18 protein-coding genes and 1 tRNA gene are annotated in these 21,503 nt (G+C 69.5%); 16 read left to right on the forward strand and 3 right to left on the reverse strand.

Annotated elements, in window-relative coordinates; genetic code table 11:
• Nucleotides 1-39 precede the first annotated feature (39 nt).
• The 12 genes from hisG to pyk all read left to right on the forward strand — a co-directional run bounded on the left by hisG (nucleotide 40) and on the right by pyk (nucleotide 14,436).
• Nucleotides 40-882, forward strand: a complete 843-nt coding sequence (hisG, locus tag GVL03_RS01420) for an ATP phosphoribosyltransferase (protein WP_159498753.1) — start codon at nucleotides 40-42, stop codon at nucleotides 880-882.
• Nucleotides 882-1,679, forward strand: coding sequence for an imidazole glycerol phosphate synthase subunit HisF (gene hisF, locus GVL03_RS01425; protein WP_159498755.1), 798 nt, complete (start codon nucleotides 882-884; stop codon nucleotides 1,677-1,679). Before hisG ends, hisF begins: the two co-directional genes overlap by 1 nt.
• Nucleotides 1,676-2,032: a phosphoribosyl-AMP cyclohydrolase gene (gene hisI, locus GVL03_RS01430; RefSeq protein ID WP_159498757.1), complete on the forward strand. Its 357-nt coding sequence runs from the start codon at nucleotides 1,676-1,678 to the stop codon at nucleotides 2,030-2,032. Before hisF ends, hisI begins: the two co-directional genes overlap by 4 nt.
• On the forward strand, nucleotides 2,029-2,637 hold the full coding sequence (locus tag GVL03_RS01435; protein ID WP_235037971.1) for a Trp biosynthesis-associated membrane protein: 609 nt from the start codon (nucleotides 2,029-2,031) through the stop codon (nucleotides 2,635-2,637). Before hisI ends, GVL03_RS01435 begins: the two co-directional genes overlap by 4 nt.
• 48 nt (nucleotides 2,638-2,685) lie before the next feature.
• Nucleotides 2,686-2,919, forward strand: a complete 234-nt coding sequence (locus GVL03_RS01440; RefSeq protein ID WP_159498759.1) for a DUF6704 family protein — start codon at nucleotides 2,686-2,688, stop codon at nucleotides 2,917-2,919.
• Between the two features lie 35 nt (nucleotides 2,920-2,954).
• On the forward strand, nucleotides 2,955-3,728 hold the full coding sequence (gene trpC / locus GVL03_RS01445; protein WP_159498914.1) for an indole-3-glycerol phosphate synthase TrpC: 774 nt from the start codon (nucleotides 2,955-2,957) through the stop codon (nucleotides 3,726-3,728).
• Nucleotides 3,728-4,999 (forward strand): tryptophan synthase subunit beta, encoded by a 1,272-nt coding sequence (gene trpB / locus GVL03_RS01450; protein WP_159498761.1) that lies wholly within the window; start codon nucleotides 3,728-3,730, stop codon nucleotides 4,997-4,999. Before trpC ends, trpB begins: the two co-directional genes overlap by 1 nt.
• A complete protein-coding gene (trpA, locus tag GVL03_RS01455; protein WP_159498763.1) occupies nucleotides 4,996-5,784 on the forward strand; it encodes a tryptophan synthase subunit alpha in 789 nt (262 codons plus the stop codon). The genes trpB and trpA overlap by 4 nt, the downstream gene beginning before the upstream one ends.
• Before the next feature lie 69 nt (nucleotides 5,785-5,853).
• Nucleotides 5,854-6,840 (forward strand): prolipoprotein diacylglyceryl transferase, encoded by a 987-nt coding sequence (gene lgt, locus GVL03_RS01460; protein WP_159498765.1) that lies wholly within the window; start codon nucleotides 5,854-5,856, stop codon nucleotides 6,838-6,840.
• Nucleotides 6,841-6,892: 52 nt separating this feature from the next.
• Complete coding sequence (gene gltB, locus GVL03_RS01465) at nucleotides 6,893-11,482, forward strand: glutamate synthase large subunit (protein ID WP_159498767.1); 4,590 nt, start codon at nucleotides 6,893-6,895, stop codon at nucleotides 11,480-11,482.
• Complete coding sequence (locus GVL03_RS01470; protein ID WP_159498769.1) at nucleotides 11,475-12,941, forward strand: glutamate synthase subunit beta; 1,467 nt, start codon at nucleotides 11,475-11,477, stop codon at nucleotides 12,939-12,941. The genes gltB and GVL03_RS01470 overlap by 8 nt, the downstream gene beginning before the upstream one ends.
• Nucleotides 12,942-12,987: 46 nt before the next feature.
• Nucleotides 12,988-14,436 carry a pyruvate kinase gene (gene pyk / locus GVL03_RS01475; RefSeq protein WP_159498771.1) on the forward strand — a complete coding sequence of 483 codons (1,449 nt, stop codon included), beginning with the start codon at nucleotides 12,988-12,990 and terminating at the stop codon, nucleotides 14,434-14,436.
• Between the two features lie 66 nt (nucleotides 14,437-14,502).
• Here the strand turns inward: pyk and GVL03_RS01480 are convergent, their stop codons facing one another.
• On the reverse strand, nucleotides 14,503-15,078 hold the full coding sequence (locus tag GVL03_RS01480) for a hypothetical protein (protein ID WP_159498773.1): 576 nt from the start codon (nucleotides 15,076-15,078) through the stop codon (nucleotides 14,503-14,505).
• A 112-nt stretch (nucleotides 15,079-15,190) separates the two neighbouring features.
• Between GVL03_RS01480 and GVL03_RS01485 the strand changes: the two genes are divergently transcribed.
• On the forward strand, nucleotides 15,191-15,646 hold the full coding sequence (locus GVL03_RS01485) for a hypothetical protein (protein WP_159498775.1): 456 nt from the start codon (nucleotides 15,191-15,193) through the stop codon (nucleotides 15,644-15,646).
• A gap of 34 nt (nucleotides 15,647-15,680) precedes the next feature.
• Here GVL03_RS01485 and GVL03_RS01490 read toward each other — a convergent pair.
• Nucleotides 15,681-15,766: transfer RNA gene (locus GVL03_RS01490), tRNA-Leu, on the reverse strand.
• 145 nt (nucleotides 15,767-15,911) lie between these two features.
• On the opposite strand from GVL03_RS01490, the gene GVL03_RS01495 reads away from it, so the two are divergent.
• Complete coding sequence (locus tag GVL03_RS01495) at nucleotides 15,912-16,529, forward strand: ANTAR domain-containing response regulator (protein WP_159498777.1); 618 nt, start codon at nucleotides 15,912-15,914, stop codon at nucleotides 16,527-16,529.
• Between the two features lie 31 nt (nucleotides 16,530-16,560).
• On the opposite strand, the gene GVL03_RS01500 is transcribed toward GVL03_RS01495, so the two are convergent.
• Complete coding sequence (locus GVL03_RS01500; protein WP_159498779.1) at nucleotides 16,561-16,989, reverse strand: hotdog fold thioesterase; 429 nt, start codon at nucleotides 16,987-16,989, stop codon at nucleotides 16,561-16,563.
• 63 nt (nucleotides 16,990-17,052) lie between these two features.
• Here GVL03_RS01500 and polA point away from each other — a divergent pair, with 63 nt between their 5' ends.
• A complete protein-coding gene (gene polA, locus GVL03_RS01505) occupies nucleotides 17,053-19,692 on the forward strand; it encodes a DNA polymerase I (RefSeq protein ID WP_159498781.1) in 2,640 nt (879 codons plus the stop codon).
• A gap of 104 nt (nucleotides 19,693-19,796) precedes the next feature.
• Complete coding sequence (locus tag GVL03_RS01510; protein ID WP_159498783.1) at nucleotides 19,797-21,494, forward strand: DUF885 domain-containing protein; 1,698 nt, start codon at nucleotides 19,797-19,799, stop codon at nucleotides 21,492-21,494.
• Nucleotides 21,495-21,503 lie beyond the last annotated feature (9 nt).

Here is a 21,503-nt window from a genome sequence, read left to right on the forward strand (position 1 = left end):
GCTCCTCCGTCCGCACGTCACCCGAAAGAGTCTTCCCCCATGCTGAGAATCGCCGTGCCGAACAAGGGTTCGCTGGCCGAGACCGCCCACGCCATGCTCACCGAGGCCGGGTACACCGGCCGCCGTGATCCGAAGGACCTCCACGTCATCGACCCGGTGGGAGACGTCGAGTTCTTCTACCTGCGCCCGAAGGACATCGCGACGTACGTGGGATCCGGAGCGCTCGATGTCGGGATCACCGGCCGCGACCTGCTGCTGGACGCCCGGATGCCGGGTGCCCGCGAGATCGAGTCCCTCGGCTTCGGCGGCTCGACCTTCCGCTTCGCGGGCCCCCCGGGCCGCTTCCTCGACCTGAAGGACCTCGACGGCCACCGGGTCGCGACCGCCTATCCGGGCCTCGTGGACGCCTATCTCGACGAGCACGGCGTCGCCGTCGACCTCGTGCCGCTCGACGGCGCGGTCGAGTCCGCTGTGGAGCTCGGGGTCGCCGACGCGGTCGCCGACGTCGTCTCGACCGGAACGACGCTGCGTCAGGCCGGCCTCGAGATCTTCGGCCCCGTGCTGCTGGAGTCGGAGGCGGTGCTGATCACCGGCGCCGACGAGCCCGAGGGGGTCGAGACCCTGCTCCGGCGCCTGCGGGGCGTGCTCGTGGCCCGTCGGTACGTGCTGATCGACTACGACCTGCCCGTCGAGCTGCTCGACGACGCCATCGCCGTCGCCCCGGGCATCGAGTCGCCCACCATCTCGCCGCTGCGCGACCCCGCCTGGGTCGCCGTGCGCGTGATGAGCCCCCGCAAGAACGTCAACCAGGTCATGGACGGTCTCTACGCGATCGGGGCACGCGCGATCCTCGTGACCGAGATCCACGCCGCGAGGCTCTGATGGGCCTCGTCTGCCGGGTCATCCCGTGCCTGGACGTCGCCGCGGGACGGGTCGTGAAGGGCGTGAACTTCGAGAACCTCCGTGACATGGGGGATCCGGTCGAGCTCGCCCGGCTCTACTTCGCCCAGGGCGCCGACGAGATCACCTTCCTCGACGTGACCGCGACCGTGGACGAACGGTCCACGACCTACGACGTCGTCCGCCGCACGGCCGAAGAGGTCTTCATCCCGCTGACGGTCGGGGGAGGGGTGCGCTCCGACGACGACGTGGCGCGGCTGCTCGCCGTCGGCGCCGACAAGGTCGGCGTGAACTCGGCCGCCATCGCGCGCCCCGCCCTGATCGACGAGATCGCCGACCGGTTCGGCGCCCAGGTGCTCGTGCTCTCGCTCGACGTGAAGCGTGCCGATGCGACTCCCTCCGGCTTCGTCGTGACCACGCACGGCGGGCGGACGCAGACCACCCTCGACGCGCTCGACTGGGCGCGCGAGGCCATCGAGCGCGGAGCGGGGGAGCTCCTGGTGAACTCCATCGACGCCGACGGCACGAAGGACGGCTTCGACCTCGAGCTCGTCGGACTCATGCGCGAGCTCTCGAGCGTGCCGGTCATCGCCTCCGGAGGCGCCGGCCGCGCCGCCGACTTCGCACCCGCGATCCACGCCGGCGCCGACGCGGTGCTCGCCGCATCCGTCTTCCACTCCGCACAGCTCACGATCGGCGACGTCAAGGCGGCGCTCGTCGCGGACGGGATCGAGGTGCGCGCAGGCGATGCGGCGGGCGAGCGGAGCGCGACGAGATGAGCGAATCGGTGGAGGAACGGATCTCTCGCGTCGCTTTCGGCGGCGACGGCCTGGTCGCCGCCATCGTCCAGCAGTACGACACCCACGAGGTGCTGATGCTCGGCTGGATGGATGCGGAGGCGCTGCGTCGCACTCTGACGAGCGGTCGCGTGACCTTCTGGTCGCGGTCGCGGCAGGAGTACTGGCGCAAGGGCGACACCTCCGGCCATCACCAGCTCGTGAAGGGCGCACGGCTCGACTGCGACGGCGACGCCGTGCTGGTGAGCGTCGATCAGGTGGGTGTCGCGTGCCACACGGGCACGCGCACCTGCTTCGACGCGGACGACCTGGCGCCGGTGCGGGGCGAGGCGTGATCCGCCGCGCCCGCACGATCGGCGTCCTCGCGACGCTCGCCCTCGGTGCCCTCGGCGTGGTCTCGTCCACCCAGACCTGGGTGCACGTCGTGCTCGTCGATGCGGCGTCCTCGGATGTCGCGATCACCGGCGCCACCGCCGTGCCGGTGCTCGCACCGTTGAGTCTGGCGGTCCTCGCCCTGGGAGCCGCCCTGTCCATCGTCGGCCGGGCGCTCCGCCTGGTCTTCGGCGCGCTCACCGTGCTCATCTCCGCCGCGCTCGTAACCCTCAGCGTCCCGGTCGTGGTGGGGCCGCCGGCATCCGCGATCGGACCGAGCGTCACCGAGGTCACCGGCATCGCCGGCGACGGCGTCGTGAGCGAGATGGTCTCATCGACGAGCATGACGCCATGGCCCGCCGTCACCGCGATCGTCGGTGTCGTGCTGGCCCTCGCCGGACTCTTCGTCCTGGCGACCGGAGCACGATGGCCCTCGGGCGGTCGGAAGTACGAGGCCGCCGCGCAGCGTGCCGAGCGGCGCGCCCAGGAAGGACCGCTCGACGCGATCGACTCGTGGGACGACCTGAGCCGCGGCGACGATCCGACGACACCGGACACCCCCCGCTAGACTCTGTCCCAGGGCACCCCGATGCCCGCCCGCACATCAAGGAGACTCATGAGCAACCCCATCGGCGACCCCGGCCACGGACACTCCCCGGCGGCGTGGACGGCCGTCATCATCATGCTCGTGGCGGTCTCGCTCGGCACGCTCTTCTTCTTCCTCGACATCCCCGCACTCGTGTGGGCCTCCGTGGTGCTGCTCGTGGTCGGGCTGATCGTCGGCTGGGTGCTCTCGCGCGCCGGATGGGGCGCGAACGGCCCGAAGTACGTCGCGAAAGAGCATCATTGAGCACTCGGGCCGAGCGGGCGCCGGCGAGACCGAACATGCTCGCCGACCTCACGGCCGGCGCGGTGCAGGATGCACGGGCCCGCTCGATCGAGCATCCTCTCGACGCGGTCGAGCACGCCGCGCTGGCGCAGACACCGCCGCGTGACGCCCTCGCCGCGCTCGCGCCGTCCGACCGGGTGAAGATCATCGCCGAGGTCAAGCGCGCGAGTCCCTCCCGCGGTCATCTCGCGGCGATCCCCGATCCGGCGCTGCAGGCCTCGCTCTACGAGCAGGGAGGCGCGAGCGCGATCTCCGTGCTCACCGAGGGCCGCCGGTTCAAGGGGAGCCTGGCCGACCTCGAAGCCGTCCGCGCCGCGGTGTCGCTGCCGGTGCTGCGCAAGGACTTCATCGCCACGCCGTACCAGGTGCTCGAGGCGCGGGCGGCGGGCGCCGACCTCGTGCTGCTGATCGTGGCCGCGCTCGAGCAGCCGCTGCTGGTCGAGCTGCACGGACTCGTGCGCGAGCTCGGCATGACCCCGCTCGTCGAGACGCACTCGGCCGACGAGCTCGCGCGCGCGTGCGACATCGGCGCCCGGCTCATCGGCGTGAACGCCCGCGACCTGTCGACTTTCGAGCTCGACCGCGACTTGTTCGGCCGGCTGTCCGACCGGTTCCCGGCCGACGCGGTGAAGATCGCGGAGTCCGCCGTGCTGCATCCCGACGACGTCCGCCACTACCGCGACGCGGGCGCGGACGTCGTGCTGATCGGCGAGGCGCTCGTCACCGGCGACCCCGTCACGACGCTCCGATCCTTCCTGGAGGCCTCCTGATGAGTCTGCGCGAGGCCAACGGCCCCTTCTACGGCGACTTCGGCGGGCGCTACATGCCCGAGTCGCTGATCGCCGCGATCGACGAGCTCACCGAGGTCTACGAGACGTCCATCGCCGATCCGGCGTTCCAGGCCGAGTTCGAGGGGCTTCTGCGTTCGTACGCGGGCCGTCCATCGGCGCTCACCGAGGTTCCGCGCTTCGCCGAGCACGCCGGTGGCGGCCGCGTCTTCCTCAAGCGCGAGGACCTCAACCACACCGGCTCGCACAAGATCAACAACGTGATCGGTCAAGCACTGCTGACGAAACGTCTCGGCAAGACCCGCGTGATCGCCGAGACCGGTGCCGGCCAGCACGGCGTCGCGACCGCGACGGCGGCGGCGCTGTTCGGTTTCGAGTGCACGATCTACATGGGCGAGGTCGACACCGAGCGCCAGGCGCTGAACGTCGCGCGGATGCGGCTGCTGGGCGCCGAGGTGATCCCGGTCACGACCGGCTCGCGCACTCTGAAGGACGCCATCAACGAGGCGTACCGCGACTGGGTGGCGAGCGTCGAGACGACCAACTACATCTTCGGCACGGCGGCGGGCCCGCATCCGTTCCCGGCTCTCGTGCGGGACTTCCAGAAGATCATCGGCGAAGAGGCGCGCGCGCAGCTGCTCGACGAGATCGGTCGGCTCCCCGACGCGGTCTTCGCGTGCGTCGGCGGCGGCTCGAACGCCATCGGCATGTTCGATGCCTTCCTCGACGACGAGGGCGTCGCGCTGTACGGCGTCGAGGCGGCCGGAGACGGCGTCGACACGCCTCGTCACGCCGCGTCGATCGAACGAGGCCGTCCCGGCATCCTGCACGGCGCGAAGACCTACGTGCTGCAGGACGAGGACGGACAGACGATCGAGTCCCACTCCATCTCCGCGGGGCTCGACTATCCCGGCGTCGGCCCGGAGCACGCGTGGCTCGCCTCGATCGGCCGCGCCCAGTACATCCCCGCGACCGATGACGAGGCCATGCAGGCGTTGCGCCTGCTGTCGCGCACGGAGGGGATCATCCCGGCCGTGGAGTCCGCGCACGCGCTGGCCGGCGCCATCCGGGTCGGCCGCGAGCTGGGACCGGACGCCGTGATCGCGATCAGCCTCTCCGGACGCGGCGACAAGGACATGGACACAGCGGCGCGGTACTTCGAGCTGTACGACGCGGAGGAGGCGGGCGAGGGGTCGCCCGTCGAGGTCCCGCCACCGTCGGACGACGCCACGGGCGAGGGGACGGAACTGTGAGCTCGCGTGTCGCTGCGGCCATCGACGCCGCCCGGGCCGAGGGGCGTGGGGCGTTCGTCGGCTATCTGCCGCTCGGGTATCCCGACCTCCGCACCAGCATCGAGGCGGCCGTGACGCTCGCCGAGAACGGAGCGGACGTCCTGGAGCTCGGCCCCCCGTACTCCGATCCGGTGATGGACGGGCCCCTCATCCAGGAGGCGACGCAGGCGGCTCTGGCCGGAGGCTTCCGCCTGCGGGACGTCTTCCCCGCGGTGCGGGAGATCACGAGCCGCGTCGGGATCCCCGTGCTCGTGATGACGTACTGGAACCCGGTGCTCCAGTACGGGGTCGACCGTTACGCCGACGACCTGGCCGCCGCGGGGGGCGCCGGTCTGATCACGCCCGACATCACGCCCGACGCCGCCGCCGACTGGATCGCGGCGAGCGAGCGCACAGGCCTGGACCGGGTGTTCCTCGCCGCTCCGACGTCGACCGACGCGCGGCTGGAGCTCATCGCCCGAAGCTCGACCGGCTTCGTGTACACGGTCTCGACGATGGGCATCACGGGGGAGCGGGCGGAGCTGGACGCGGCCGCACGCACGCTCGTCGGGCGCCTCCGCGAGCACGGCGTCGAGCATGCGTGCGTCGGAATCGGCATCTCGACGGCAGATCAGGTCGCCGGAGTCGTGGAGTACGCGGACGGGGCGATCGTCGGCACGGCGCTGGTCCGGGCGCTGCGCGACGGAGGACTCGACGGGCTCGCCCGCACGGCGCGCGCTCTCGCCGACGGAACCCGCCGCCGCTGACCCTCGCGGCGCGCCCGGCCGCCGCTCCGGCGCATCGGAGGCCCGTCCCGCACCTCTAGACTCGTGCTCATGACGTTCGCCTCCTCGAGCGCGCTGACCGGTGTGCTCGCCAGCATCCCGAGCCCGCCTTCGCCCTTCCTCGAGATCGGCCCGCTGCAGATCCGCTACTACATGCTCTGCATCGTCGCGGGGATCATCGTCGCGGTCCTGCTCACGAACCGGCGCCTGACGCGGCGGGGAGCGGAGCCGTGGGTGGTGATCGACATCGCGCTGTTCGCGGTTCCGCTGGCGATCATCGGAGCACGGATCTACCACGTTCTCAGCCACCCCGGCTTCTACTTCGGGGAGGACAAGAGCATCTGGGCCGTGTTCTTCATCTGGGAGGGCGGCATCGCGATCTACGGCGCTCTCATCGGCGGCGCCGTCGGCGCGCTGATCGGGTGCCGCTGGACGGGGATCCGGTTCTGGAGCTTCGCGGACGCGCTCGCACCCGGGTTGATCATCGCCCAGGCGATAGGCCGGTTCGGCAACTACTTCAACCAGGAGCTGTTCGGCCTGCCCACGACCGCCTGGTGGGGTCTCGAGATCGATCCGGACAACTCCGCGATCCCGGTCGGACTGCCAGAGGGCACCCTTTTCCAGCCGACTTTCCTCTACGAGGTGATCTGGAACCTGCTGGGGGCCGCAGTCATCCTCTGGGCCGGCAAGCGGTTCGCCCTGCAGTGGGGGCGGCTCTTCGGCCTGTACCTCGTCTGGTACAGCGCGGGCCGTATCCTCTGGGAATCCATCCGCATCGACCCGAGCGAGATCATCCTGGGCCTTCGCACCAACGTCTGGACCGCGATCCTCGGCGTGCTGCTGGGGCTGGCGATCCTCCTCGTGCAGAAGCGGCGCCATCCCGGATACGAGCCCTCGCCGTACCGTCCGGGTCGCGAATGGGCGGGCGAGTCGGCTGTACAATCGCAGAACACCGACGACTTCGTTGACGTGAGCGAACCGCCCGTAGCAGAGGTCAGCACTGAGCGCACGGCCACAAGCTCTGCCGCCGACAAATAACATCCCGGGCCGACGTCGTCCCAGCACGAGCATCGACATGAGGACGGTTGGTATGGCTTCGAGCCCCCGTCACGACACCGCAGCAGCACAGGGCTTCGGTGAGTTCCCCGTCGCACAGGGGATGTACAACCCTGCGTTCGAGAAGGACGCCTGCGGCCTGGCCATGGTCGCGACCCTGCGCGGCGAGGCCGGCCATGACATCATCGACCTCGCGCTGACGGCCCTGCGCAACCTCGAGCACCGCGGTGCGATCGGGTCGGATGCCGGTACCGGCGACGGCGCCGGCATCCTCACGCAGATGCCCGACGCGTTCCTGCGCGCGGTCGTCGGCTTCGAGCTGCCGCCGGTGGGGGAGTACGCCGCGGGGCTCGCCTTCCTGCCGCGCGACGAGCAGGAGCGCGCCGCGCAGAAGGCCGCGATCGAACAGATCGCGGCGAGCGAGAACCTCGTCGTGCTCGGCTGGCGCGACGTGCCGACCGAGGACGAGAACCTCGGCAAGCTCGCTCGGAAGGCCCGTCCCGCGTTCGAGCAGCTGTTCGTCTCGCGGCCTGCGGTCGGCGACGCCCCGGCCCTGTCCGGGGTCGCGCTCGACCGCCGCGTGTACCGGCTGCGCAAGCGCGCGCGCCGGGAGGCCGGCGCGTACTTCGTGTCGTTGTCCTGCCGCACGCTCGGTTACAAGGGCATGGTCACGACGCTGCAGCTCGAACCGTTCTACCCCGATCTGCAGGACGAGCGCTTCGCGTCCGAGCTCGCCGTGGTGCACTCCCGGTACTCGACCAACACGTTCCCGTCGTGGCCGCTCGCCCAGCCGCTGCGCATGCTCGCCCACAACGGCGAGATCAACACCGTCAACGGCAACCGCAACTGGATGCGGGCGCGGCAGTCGCAGCTCGAGTCCGAGCTGCTGGGCGACATCCGTCCGCTGCTGCCGATCTGCACCGGGGGCGCGAGCGACTCGGCCTCGTTCGACGAGGTGCTGGAGCTGCTGACGCTGACCGGCCGGAGCCTGCCGCACGCCATCATGATGATGGTTCCCGAAGCGTACGAGAAGCAGCCCGACATGGACCCGAAGCTGCGCGCGTTCTACGAGTACCACTCCATGCAGATGGAGCCGTGGGACGGCCCGGCCGCGCTCATCTTCACCGACGGCACCGTCGTAGGTGCGACGCTCGACCGCAACGGGCTGCGCCCGGGCCGGTGGACGGAGACGACCGACGGCCTGGTGGTCATCGGCAGCGAGACCGGCGTGCTGGACTTCGAGCCCGAGCGCATCAAGCGTCGCGGTCGGCTGCGTCCCGGACGCATGTTCCTCGTCGACACGGCGCAGCAACGCATCATCGAGGACCACGAGATCAAGTCCCAGCTCGCCGGCCTGCAGCCGTGGCAGGAGTGGCTCGACGCGGGTCGGGTGCGGCTGTCGGAGCTTCCCGAGCGCGAGCACATCGTGCACCCGATCGCGTCGATCACCCGCCGCCAACGCACCTTCGGCTACACGGAGGAGGAGGTGCGCATCCTGCTGACCCCGATGGGGCAGAACGGCGCCGAGCCGCTCGGGGCGATGGGCAGCGACACCCCGGTCGCGGTGCTCAGCGATCGTCCGCGCCTGCTGTTCGACTACTTCACCCAGCAGTTCGCGCAGGTGACCAACCCGCCGCTCGACTCCATCCGCGAAGAGGTCGTCACGTCGCTCTCGCTGGGGCTCGGCCCCGAGCCGAACCTGCTGAGCTGGGGACCGGAGCACGCGCGCACCGTCACCCTGGACTTCCCGGTGATCGACAACGACGAGCTCGCCAAGATCCAGCACATCGACACCGCGCTGCCCGGTCGCACCTCCGTCACGATCCGCGGTCTCTACCGTGTCGCGGCGGGCGCGAAGGGCATGGAGAAGCGCCTTGCGCAGATGTGCGCCGAGGTCGACCGTGCCATCGAGGACGGCGCCGAGTTCATCGTGCTCAGCGACCGCGACTCCAACACCGACCTCGCACCTATCCCTTCCCTCCTGATGGTGGCGGCCGTCCACCACCATCTCATCCGCAAGGAGACGCGGATGAAGGTGGGACTGGTGGTCGAGGCCGGCGACGTCCGCGAGGTGCACCACGTCGCCACGCTGATCGGCTACGGCGCCTCCGCGGTCAACCCGTATCTCGCGATGGAGACCGTCGAGTACCTCGTGCGCGCCGGCTTCATCACCGGAGTCTCGCCCCAGAAGGCCGTCGCGAACCTCATCAAGGCGCTCGGCAAGGGCGTGCTCAAGATCATGTCGAAGATGGGCATCTCGACCGTGTCGTCGTACGCCGGGGCACAGGTGTTCGAGGCGGTCGGGCTCTCCCAGGCGTTCATCGACGCCTACTTCACCGGAACCGAGTCGAAGCTCGGCGGCATCGGACTCGACGTCGTCGCGACCGAGAACGCGGCGCGCCACGCCTTCGCGTACCCCGAGGACTCCGCCGCCCGCGCCCATGAGCGGCTGTGGACCGGCGGCGAGTACCAGTGGCGCCGCGACGGGGCGCCGCACCTGTTCAACCCCGACACGGTCTTCCGCCTTCAGCACGCGACGCGCGAACGCCGGTACGACATCTTCCGCGAGTACACGAAGCTGGTCGACGACCAGGCGCACGAGCTGAAGACCCTGCGCGGCCTCTTCGGCCTGCGCACCGGGGTGCGTCCGCCCGTGCCGATCGACGAGGTCGAGCCGGTCTCGTCGATCGTGAAGCGCTTCTCGACCGGGGCGATGAGCTACGGCTCGATCTCCAAGGAGGCGCACGAGACGCTGGCGATCGCCATGAACCGGATCGGCGGCAAGTCCAACACGGGCGAGGGCGGCGAGGACGTCGACCGTCTCCTGGACCCCGCCCGCCGCAGCGCGATCAAGCAGGTCGCCTCCGGCCGCTTCGGCGTGACGAGCCTCTACCTCACCAAGGCCGAGGACATCCAGATCAAGCTCGCGCAGGGCGCGAAGCCCGGCGAGGGCGGCCAGCTTCCCCCGCAGAAGGTGTACCCGTGGGTCGCCCGCACCCGTGGCGGCACGCCCGGCGTCGGGCTCATCTCGCCGCCGCCGCACCACGACATCTACTCGATCGAGGACCTCAAGCAGCTCATCTTCGACCTGAAGCGTGCGAACCCCGCCGCCCGGGTGCACGTGAAGCTCGTGAGCCAGTCCGGCATCGGCGCCGTCGCGGCGGGGACCGCCAAGGCCCTGGCCGACGTCATCCTCGTCTCCGGGCACGACGGCGGCACGGGCGCGAGCCCGCTGAACTCGTTGAAGCACGCGGGGACCCCGTGGGAGCTGGGGCTGGCCGAGACACAGCAGACGCTCATGCTCAACGGCATGCGCGACCGCGTGGTCGTGCAGGTCGACGGCCAGCTCAAGACGGGCCGCGACGTCGTCATCGGCGCGCTGCTGGGCGCCGAGGAGTTCGGCTTCGCGACCGCGCCGCTCGTCGTCTCGGGTTGCGTCATGATGCGTGTCTGCCATCTCGACACCTGTCCCGTCGGCGTCGCGACGCAGAACCCCGTGCTGCGGTCACGGTTCACCGGAAAGCCCGAGTTCGTCGTCAACTTCATGGAGTTCATCGCCGAGGAGGTGCGCGAGTACCTCTCGGAGCTCGGTTTCCGTTCGCTCGACGAGGCGATCGGCCACGTCGAGCTGCTCGATGTGAACGGCGCGGTGGAGCACTGGAAGGCGAGCGGACTCGACCTCGCGCCGGTGCTCGAAGGACCCGTGTTCGCCGAGGACGAGCCGCGGCGCAACCGACGCGGACAGCTGCACGAGCTCGAGGAGCACTTCGACGTGCCGCTCATCGAGCGCGCGCAGGACGTCATCGCTCACGGAGGGCACATCGAGATCACGCTCCCCATCCGCAACACGGAGCGCGCCGTCGGCACGATGCTCGGTCATCACGTCACCAAGGCGCACGGTCAGAACGGCCTGCCGTCGGACTCGATCGTGGTCGAGCTCACCGGATCCGCAGGCCAGTCGTTCGGTGCGTTCATGCCGGCCGGCATCACCCTGCGACTCGAGGGCGACTCGAACGACTACGTCGGCAAGGGCCTGTCCGGTGGTCAGATCGTCGTCCGCCCGTCGCGAGACGCCGCCTTCGACGCCTCTCAGAACGTGATCGCGGGCAACGTCATCGGCTACGGCGCGACCCAGGGGACGATGTTCCTCCGCGGTACGGTGGGCGAGCGCTTCCTCGTGCGCAACTCCGGTGCGACGGCGGTCGTCGAGGGCGTGGGCGACCACGCGCTCGAGTACATGACCGGCGGACTCGCCGTGATCCTGGGGCCGACCGGGCGCAACCTGGGCGCCGGGATGTCGGGAGGCACCGCCTACATCTACCGCCTCGACGAGAACCTCATGAACCGGGACTCGCTCTCCAGCGGAGAGCTCGAACTCGGCCCGCTCGGGTCGGGGGATGCGGAGATCCTCCGCGACCTGCTGCAGCGTCACCTCGCAGAGACGGACTCGACGCTGGCGGCGACGCTCCTCGAGGACTTCGAGGAGGAAGTGACGAACTTCGTGCGGGTCGTCCCGCGCGACTACGCGGCGGTTCTGCAGACCCGCGAGGAGGCGTTGGCCGAGGGCCTGGACCCGGATGGCGACGTCGTGTGGGGCCGCATCATGGAGGTGACGGGTGGCTGACCCGAAGGGCTTTCTGAAGGTCACCGAGCGCGAGCTTCCGCCTCGCCGCCCGGTGCCGGTACGCATCCTGGACTGGAAAGAGGTCTACGAGCCGGGCGACTCCGCCGTGCTCCGCCGCCAGGCCGGTCGCTGCATGGACTGCGGCGTGCCGTTCTGTCACAAGGGATGCCCGCTCGGCAACCTGATCCCGGAGTGGAACGACCTCACCTGGCGCGGTGAGGGCCGCGCGGCGATCGAGCGCCTGCACGCGACGAACAACTTCCCGGAGTTCACCGGGCGTCTCTGCCCGGCGCCCTGCGAGAGCGCGTGCGTGCTGGGGATCAACCAGCCCGCCGTCACCATCAAGCAGGTCGAGGTCTCGATCATCGACGAGGCGTTCGCGCACGGCTGGGTCGAGCCCGAGCCGCCGGAGCGTCTGACCGGCAAGACGGTGGCCGTCGTGGGCTCCGGCCCCGCGGGCCTCGCCGCCGCGCAGCAGCTCACCCGTGCCGGCCACACGGTCGCGGTGTTCGAGCGCGACGACCGCATCGGCGGTCTGCTCCGGTACGGCATCCCGGACTTCAAGATGGAGAAGAAGCACCTCGAGACGCGTCTGCGGCAGATGCAGGACGAGGGCACGCGTTTCCGCGCCGGCGTCGAGATCGGTCGCGACATCACGTGGTCGGAGCTGCGCACGCGCTACGACGCGATCGTGGTCGCCACCGGCTCGACGGTGCCGCGCGACCTCGCCATCCCCGGCCGCGACCACGCGGGCGTGCACTTCGCGATGGAGTACCTGGTCGAGTCGAACCACGCCGTGGCCGGCGACCAGGTGCACAACCAGATCAGCGCCGAGGGCAAGCACGTCGTCGTGATCGGCGGCGGCGACACCGGCGCCGACTGCATCGGCACCGCGCACCGCCAGGGCGCGCTCAGCGTCACGAACCTCGCGATCGGCAAACAGCCGCCGGCCGCCCGTACCGATGCGCAGCCATGGCCGACCACGCCCACCCTCTTCGAGGTCTCCTCCGCGCACGAAGAGGGGGGCGAACGGGTCTTCCTCGCCTCGACCGTCGAGTTCCTCGCGAACGAGGTCGGCGAGGTGCGCGCGCTGCGCGTGGCGGAGACCGAGTACGTCGACGGTCGCCGCGTCCCCAAGAGCGGGTCCGAGCGTGAGATCCCCGCGGACCTCGTGCTGATCGCCATGGGCTTCACGGGCCCGGAGCGCACGGAGCTCGAGTCGCAGCTGGGCGCGCAGTTCACCGGCCGGGGAAGCGTCGAGCGCGACGACGACTACCAGAGCACCGCTCCCGGCGTGTTCGTCGCCGGCGACGCCGGTCGCGGCCAGTCCCTGATCGTCTGGGCCATCGCCGAGGGACGTGCCGCGGCCGCATCCGTCGACCGCTACCTCATGGGCGACACGGCGCTGCCGTCACCGGTTCAGCCCAGCGATGTCGCCATCGGTCTCCAGCCCGCGTAGGCTGGCGAAGGCACCCCACCACTACACATCGGAGCACGATACACGGATGAGACGCGCGAAGATCGTCGCCACCCTCGGCCCGGCAACTTCCTCCTACGAGATGGTCCGCGCGATCATCGACGCAGGTGTGGACGTCGCCCGCCTCAACCTGTCCCACGGGGACTACTCGGTGCACGACGCGAACTTCGCGAACGTGCGTCGGGCCGCCGATGACGCGGGACGCGCTGTCGCCGTCCTCGTCGACCTTCAGGGCCCGAAGATCCGACTCGGCAAGTTCGCCGACGGACCGCACGACCTCGCGGTGGGCGACATCTTCAAGATCACCGTGGAGGACATCGTCGGCACGAAGGAGATCGTCTCCACGACCTTCAAGGGGCTTCCGCAGGATGTGGGTCCCGGTGACTTCCTCCTGATCGACGACGGCAAGGTGCGCGTCGAGGTCGTGGAGACCGACGGCACCGTCGTCACGACGAAGGTGATCGTCGCAGGCCCCGTCTCGAACAACAAGGGCATCAACCTGCCGGGCGTCGCGGTCAACGTGCCCGCCCTGTCGGAGAAGGACGAGTCCGACCTCCGCTGGGGTCTGCGTGCCGGCGCCGACGTGATCGCGCTGTCGTTCGTGCGCGACGCGAGCGACGTGACGCGCGTCCACGAGATCATGGCCGAGGAGGGGCGCCGAATCCCCGTCATCGCCAAGATCGAGAAGCCGCAGGCGGTCGACAACCTCGAGGGGATCATCGACGCGTTCGACGGCATCATGGTCGCCCGCGGCGACCTCGGCGTCGAGCTTCCGCTGGAGGCGGTGCCGATCGTGCAGAAGCGCGCGGTCGAGCTCTGCCGACGGATGGCGAAGCCCGTCATCGTGGCGACGCAGATGCTCGAGTCCATGATCTCGAACCCGGTGCCCACGCGCGCCGAGACGAGCGATGTCGCCAACGCCGTGCTCGACGGCGCCGACGCGGTCATGCTGTCCGGCGAGACCAGCGTGGGCGACTATCCGGTGATCGTCGTGGAGACGATGGCACGGATCGTCGCCTCGACGGAGGAGCACGGTCTCGAGCGCATCGCGCCGCTGACCACCAAGCCCCGCACGCAGGGCGGCGCCATCACGCTCGCCGCGAACGAGGTCGCCGAGTTCGTCGAGGCGAAGTGGCTGTGCATCTTCACCGAGTCCGGCGACACGGCGCGCCGGATGTCGCGCCTGCGCCCGAACATTCCCATGATGGCGTTCACGCCCGAGCCGGCGATCCGGCGGCGGATGGCGCTCACCTGGGGTGTGCGATCGGCGCTCGTCGAGCATGTCCCGCACACGGACCGCATGTTCATCCAGGTCGACGAGTTCTTCCTCTCGAAGGGACTCGCGAAAGAAGGCGACAAGGTCGTCGTGATCTCCGGGTCCCCTCCCGGCATCATCGGCTCGACCAACGACATCCGCATCCACAAGATCGGCGACGCCGTCAACGGCCTCGCGCCGATCTACCGGTCGGGGGAGTAATCCCCGGAGAACGAACGTGAAGAGGGGCTCCCACCGGGAGCCCCTCTTTCGTGCCGGTGGCGCCGGCTACTGGATCTCGGCGTTGATCTTGTAGTCGGTCCCGTTCACTTCGGTGATGGTGATGAGGGTCGTCGCCGCAGCGCCGTCCTCGGCCGTCGTCATGCAGCGGATCTGCTCGTCCACCACGAGAGGCACGTCCGCGGGAGAGCAGGTGATCGTCGGGGTGAAGCCTAGCTGCTCGGCCAGGGCGCCGGCTGCGAGCTCCGCCAGGGTCGTGCTCGGCACCGTGAGGCCCTCGGGGGCCGAGGTCGCCGTCGGCGAGTTCGTGGGTGCATCGTCGATCTTGACGCTCAGGTGGTAAGAGGTCCCCTCGACGTCCGAGAGCGTGACCTTCGCTCCCAGTTCCGCACCGCTGGTCGTGTCAGTGGCGACGCAATCGACGATCTCTCCCTCTACGAGGTCGACGTTCCCGTCACCGCAGTCGATCTCGACGATCTCGAGCTCCGGGTTGGACTGGTGAAGCGCCTCGGTGGCCTGCTCGGAGATCTTTCCGGCGTCGACGGTGAGGTTCGCAGAAGCGGTGCAGCCGACGAGGGCGAGCACGGGAAGGACGAGCAGGATGGCAGCTGAACGGATATGCACGGTCACTCCTGGGGATGAAGCGTAAAGACCACCAGCCTACGGGAACGGCCGCGAATCATCTGTTGATCTCCGATGCTGTTGATAGCGTGGGTCAACGAGCGGAAGAGGGAGAATGAGGCGCGCACTGACGGGTGTCGTGGTGGCGCTGCTCGCCGTGCTCTGCGCCGCGGGGTGCTCGGCAGAGACCTCGAGCACCAAGAACGTGAGCGGCGACCTGCGCACCGATCTCGAGACGGTGGTGTCGCGCTTCCCGGTCCTGGCGGGCGCGTCGAGCATCGATTGGGTGGCGGGCACTCTCGGGATCAGGGAGGCGCCGGGCCCGTCGCTGTACTGGATCGATGCTGTGGTGACCTTGGACGACGACCATCTGGAACGCCTCGTGGCCGGATCAGATCTCGAGCCGGGAGACGCGCCCGAGGTTCATGAGCTCATCGCGGAAGACCTTCCTGCGGGTCCCTATCTACGTTCTTCGAAGCTCGACAGCACGTTCTCGACGGGCGAGTACCGGTCGACTGTCGCGATAGACCAGGATGCCGGCGTGCTCGTGCTGACCACGGTCTTCGAGTAGCGCCGATGCCGATCCCGATCCGAGCGCCTACAGCTGGTGCCGGTGGTGGGAGTCGAACCCACACGCCCTTTCGGGCAACCGAGTTTGAGTCGGTCGCGTCTGCCATTCCGCCACACCGGCAATCGCCGGCTCACACCGGACGACACTACCGCACCAGGCGCACCATCCGATGGGCTCCGCGCCGATCCCTCTTGCCTCCCACCCCGGCAGTAATCCGAGGCGGCATCAATACAGGAGAGGATCGCGCGTACCGTAAGATTCAAAGGTGACCGAGCAAGAAGCATCCGCCAATACGTCGTCCACCGCTCCCCGCCGCGTGGTGGTGGCCGAGGACGAGTCGCTCATCCGTCTCGACATCGTCGAGATCCTCCGCGACAACGGATTCGACGTCGTCGGCGAGGCGGGCGACGGCGAGACCGCTGTGCAGCTCGCGACCGACCTGCGTCCGGACCTGGTGATCATGGACGTCAAGATGCCGCAGCTCGACGGCATCAGCGCCGCCGAGAAGCTCAGCAAGAACCACATCGCCCCCGTCGTGCTGCTGACGGCGTTCAGCCAGAAGGAGCTCGTCGAGCGCGCCAGCGAGGCGGGCGCTCTCGCCTACGTCGTGAAGCCCTTCACCCCGAACGACCTGCTGCCGGCCATCGAGATCGCACTCGCCCGCTACGAGCAGATCATCACGCTCGAGGCAGAGGTCGCTGATATGGTGGAGCGCTTCGAGACGCGCAAGCTCGTCGACCGCGCGAAGGGCCTGCTGAACGAGAAGATGGGCCTCAGCGAGCCCGAGGCGTTCCGCTGGATCCAGAAGGCGTCGATGGATCGCCGTCTCACGATGCAGGACGTCGCGAAGGCCATCATCGAGCAGCTCTCCGCCAAGAAGTAGCGGCTGAGCCACGCGCTTCCTTGCACGCGTCTCAGCGTGCGGGGAGGTTCTTGATCATGTTCGTGATGCGGACGGTCGAGCAACGACGGCCCTGGTCGTCCGACAGGACGATCTCGTGCACCGTCATGCTGCGTCCGAGGTGGATCGGGGTGCACACGCCGGTGACGAGTCCCGACGTGGCCGATCGGGTGTGCGTAGCGTTGATGTCGACGCCGACGGCGAGCCGGCCGGGCCCGGCGTAGAGGTTCGCCGACATCGACCCGAGCGACTCGCCGAGCACCACGTACCCGCCGCCGTGGAAGAGACCGACCGGCTGCGTGTTGCCCTCGACCGGCATCGTCGCGACGGCCCGCTCGATCGTGAGCTCCACCCACCGGAATCCCATCTTGTCGGCCAGTGCGCCGTTCCCGCGCTGCATCGCCCAGGCGATCCCGTCGAGGGGAGGGGTCGTGTCGGTCATCGCGGCAGGTCCTCGCTTCATCGCCTGGGTTTTCATGTCCGCGGGGCTGATTAGGCTGACAGGGTGACGGACTCCGCAAAGCCTACCCTCCTGGTCGTCGACGGCCATTCGCTCGCCTTCCGCGCCTTCTACGCGCTCCCGGTCGACAACTTCACGACCAAGGACGGCCAGCACACCAACGGCATCTACGGGTTCCTGTCGATGTTCGTGAACCTGCTGAAGGCCGAGCGCCCGACGCACGTGGCCGTCGCGTTCGACACCTCGAGGGTGTCCTTCCGAACCCGTGAGTACCCGGAGTACAAGGCGACGCGCAGCGAGACCCCGCCCGAGTTCTCCGGCCAGATCCCGCTCCTCCAGGACTGCCTGCGCGCGATGCGGATCGCCGTGCTCACGAAGGAGGACATCGAGGCCGACGACATCCTCGCGACCCTCGCCGCGCAGGGTGTCGAGTCGGGCTTCGACGTGCTGGTCTGCTCGGGCGACCGCGACTCCATCCAGCTCGTGACCGACGAGGTCACCCTGCTGTACCCGAGTGTTCAGGGCGTCTCGCAGCTCAAGCGCTACACCCCGGAGTCCGTGCAGGAGCGCTACGGCGTGCCCCCGGCGCAGTACCCCGAGATCGCCGCGCTCGTGGGCGAGACGAGCGACAACCTCCCCGGGGTGCCGAAGGTGGGGGAGAAGACCGCGGTCAAATGGCTGACCCAGTACGGCTCCCTCGACGAGCTGCTGGCGCGCGCCGACGAGATAAAGGGCGTCGTCGGAGGCAACCTGCGCGACCACATCGACGACGTTCGGCGCAACCGGGCGCTGAACCGTCTACTGCGCGACGTCGAGCTTCCGGTGACGCCCGCCGATCTCATTCGGCAGCCGATCGACACCCAGGCGGTCCGCGACATCTTCGCGCGGCTCGAGTTCCGCACCCTCCTGCCACGCGTGTTCGAGGCGACGGGAACGGATGCCTCCGAGGGCACGAGCGTCGACCTGCCCACGACCACGGCCCCGACGCCGGTCGAGGCAGACCCTGCTGCCCTCGCCGCCTGGGTGGCCGATGCCGAGGGCGATCTGGCTCTCACCCTCACGATCGAGAGCGGCCTCCCCGGACGGGTCGGAATCGCGTCTCGCACCGCGGCGGTCGAGGCGTCCTGGTCCGAGGCCGCTGCGGCCGCGCTCACCCCCTGGCTGACCTCCGACGCGCCGAAGGTGCTGCACGACGCGAAGGGGCAGCTGAAGGCGCTCCGCCGCGCGGGGGTCCGCCTCGAGGGTCTCGCGTTCGACACCTTGCTGGCAGGCTGGCTGATCCGCCCCAGCTTCCCCGACAAGACGCTCGCCGATCTGGTCGACCGGTATCTGGGGGAGAAGCTCCCCGAGGCCGATCCCGCCCAGCTGGTGCCCGAGACCGAGGGGGCGACGCCCGGCCAGCTCGCCTGGTTCACCCTTCGGGTGGGCGCGGCGCTGCGCGACGAGGTCACGGGACGCGTCGCGGAGGTGCTCTCCGACATCGAGCTGCCCACCCTGCAGGCGCTGGCCGATATGGAGCTCGCGGGGATCGCCGTCTCGCACGCGAAGCTCTCCGGGTTCTCCGCCGAGCTCGCTGAACGTGCCGACCGCATCGCGCAGGAGGCCTTCGCCGCGATCGGACGCGAGGTCAACCTCGGCTCCCCGAAGCAGCTGCAGGAGGTCCTGTTCGAGGACCTCCTGCTTCCGAAGACGCGAAAGACGAAGACGGGCTATTCGACGGATGCGGCGGTGCTCGCCGACCTCCAGGAGTCCAACCCGCATCCGTTCCTCGATCTGCTGCTGCAGCACCGAGAGGCGACGAAGCTGCGCCAGATCATCGAGTCGCTCGATGCGGCAATCGGCGACGACGGGCGCATCCACACGACCTACCTGCAGACCGGATCACAGACCGGACGTCTGTCGAGCACCGACCCGAACCTGCAGAACATCCCGATCCGCACCGAGGAGAGCCGCCGCATCCGGTCGGCGTTCGAGGTGGGCGAGGGATACGAGACGCTGCTCACCGCCGACTACTCGCAGATCGAGATGCGGATCATGGCGCATCTGTCCGAGGATCCGGGTCTGGTCGAGGCATTCAGATCGGGGGAGGACCTCCATCGGTTCGTCGGCGCGCGGGTCTTCGGCGTCGAGCCCGACGACGTCACGCCCGCGATGCGCACCAAGGTCAAGGCGATGTCGTACGGCCTGGTCTACGGGCTGTCCGCCTTCGGGCTCTCGAAGCAGCTGCGCATCGACCAGTCCGAGGCGAAGCAGCTGATGGGCGAGTACTTCGCCCGCTTCGGCGCGGTCCGCGACTACCTGCGCTCCTCGGTGGAGCAGGCGCGGATCGACGGGTTCACCGAGACGATCTTCGGACGTCGCCGTCCCTTCCCCGACCTCGCGAGCCCGAACCGGGTGCTGCGCGAGAACGCCGAGCGCGCCGCGCTCAACGCGCCGATCCAGGGAAGCGCCGCCGACATCATGAAGATCGCGCTGTTCCGCATCCACGAGCAGTTCCGCGCGCAGGAGCTCGCCTCGCGCGTACTGCTGCAGATCCACGACGAGCTCGTCGTCGAGGTGGCGCCGGGGGAGTGGGATGCGGCGGAACGCATCGTGCGCGAGCGGATGGGCGACGCGGCGGAGCTCACCGTGCCGCTCGACGTGCAGATCGGTCACGGCGACGAGTGGAACGCGGCCGGTCACTGATGCGCGAGCCCCTGGATGGGACGTCCGCATCGTCCGGGATGGTCAGCGGTGCGGGCCGCTGAGTCGGGTTGGTGGCGTCCAGGGGCGTGCGTAGGCTCGAACGCATGACACATGCCGAACGCACGCCCACCCCGATCGACGAGATCGCGGACGACTGGGTCGACACCGTGTCCGAGCTCGCCCCCACGTTGGCGACGTACATCGGCCGATTCGAGCACAACTCCCGCTTCGGCGACTACTCGCCGGAGGGGTCCGAGCGCTACGCGGAGGCGGCGCGCACGGCGCTCGGCCGGCTGGAGGGGGCGATCCCCGTCGACGTCGTCGACGAGGTGACGAAGGCGGATCTCGCCCGCGAGCTGCGGCTCGACCTCGAGCTGCACGAGGCGGATGCCTCGCTGCGCGATCTGAATGTCATCGCCTCGCCGGCCCAGGACATCCGCTCGGTGTTCGATCTGATGCCCGCCGACTCCGTCGAGGACTGGTCGGTTATCGCCGCCCGTCTGGGAGCGGTGCCCGCCGCCATCGGCGGGTACATCGAGACGCTCCGCGCAGGTGTCGACAAGGGTGTGACCCCCGCGCGGCGCCAGGTGGTCGAGGTCGTCTCGCAGATCGACCGGTACACGTCCGAGAACGGCTTCTTCGCGACGTTCGCGGCGGAGGCGACGCCTGCCGAGGGACAGCTGCCCGCGTCGCTCGCCCGCGAGCTCGCTGACCAGTCGGGGGCGGCGCGCGTCGCCTACGATGAGCTCGCCCGCTTCCTCACGGCGGAGCTCGCCCCCGTCGCGACCGAGGCCGACGCGGTCGGCCGCGAGCTCTACGCCCTGCATTCGCGACGGTTCCTCGGGGCCACCATCGACCTCGACGAGACGTATGAGTGGGGCGTCGAGGAGTTGGCGCGGATGGTGGCCGAGCAGGAGTCCATCGCGAACGAGATCCTCCCCGGCGCCGGAGTCGAAGAGGCCGTCGCGTTCCTCGAAGCGGACGACACGCGCAAGCTCCACGGCGCCGAGGCCCTGCAGGAGTGGATGCAGGTCACGAGCGACCGTGCCGTCGCCGAGCTCGGCCGCACCCACTTCGACATCCCCGAGCCGATCCGCCGTCTCGAGTGCATGATCGCGCCCACCCAGGAGGGGGGCATCTACTACACGGGCCCGACCGACGACTTCTCCCGTCCAGGCCGCATGTGGTGGTCGGTGCCCGAGGGCGTGGACTCCTTCGACACGTGGCGCGAACTGACGACCGTCTACCACGAGGGCGTGCCCGGCCACCATCTGCAGATCGCGCAGGCCGTGTACAACCGGGCCCAGCTCAACTCCTGGCGACGCCTGCTCGCCGGGACGTCGGGCCACGCTGAGGGATGGGCGTTGTACGCCGAGCGGCTGATGGAGCAGCTCGGCTACCTCGACGACCCGGCCGACCGGCTGGGCATGCTCGACGGCCAGCGGATGCGAGCCGCTCGCGTCGTGCTCGACATCGGCGTCCACCTGCAGAAGCCCCGGCTCGGCGCCTCGTCCGCGCTCGGTGCGAGCGGCGAGGTGCCGTGGGACCATGACTACGCGCTGGCGTTCATGCGACGCAACGTCAACATGCCCGACGCGTTCATCCAGTTCGAGGTCAACCGCTACCTCGGCTGGCCGGGACAGGCGCCGTCGTACAAGGTGGGGCAGCGCATCTGGGAGCAGATCCGCGAGGACGACAGAGCGGTCCAGGGGAGCGACTTCTCGATCAAGGACTTCCACAAGCGCGCTCTCGGCATCGGCGGGGTCGGGCTCGACACCCTCCGTGCCTCACTGCGGCCCTGATGCCCGCCT

The organism is Microbacterium sp. 18062, assembly GCF_902706225.1.
Lineage (GTDB): Bacteria > Actinomycetota > Actinomycetes > Actinomycetales > Microbacteriaceae > Microbacterium.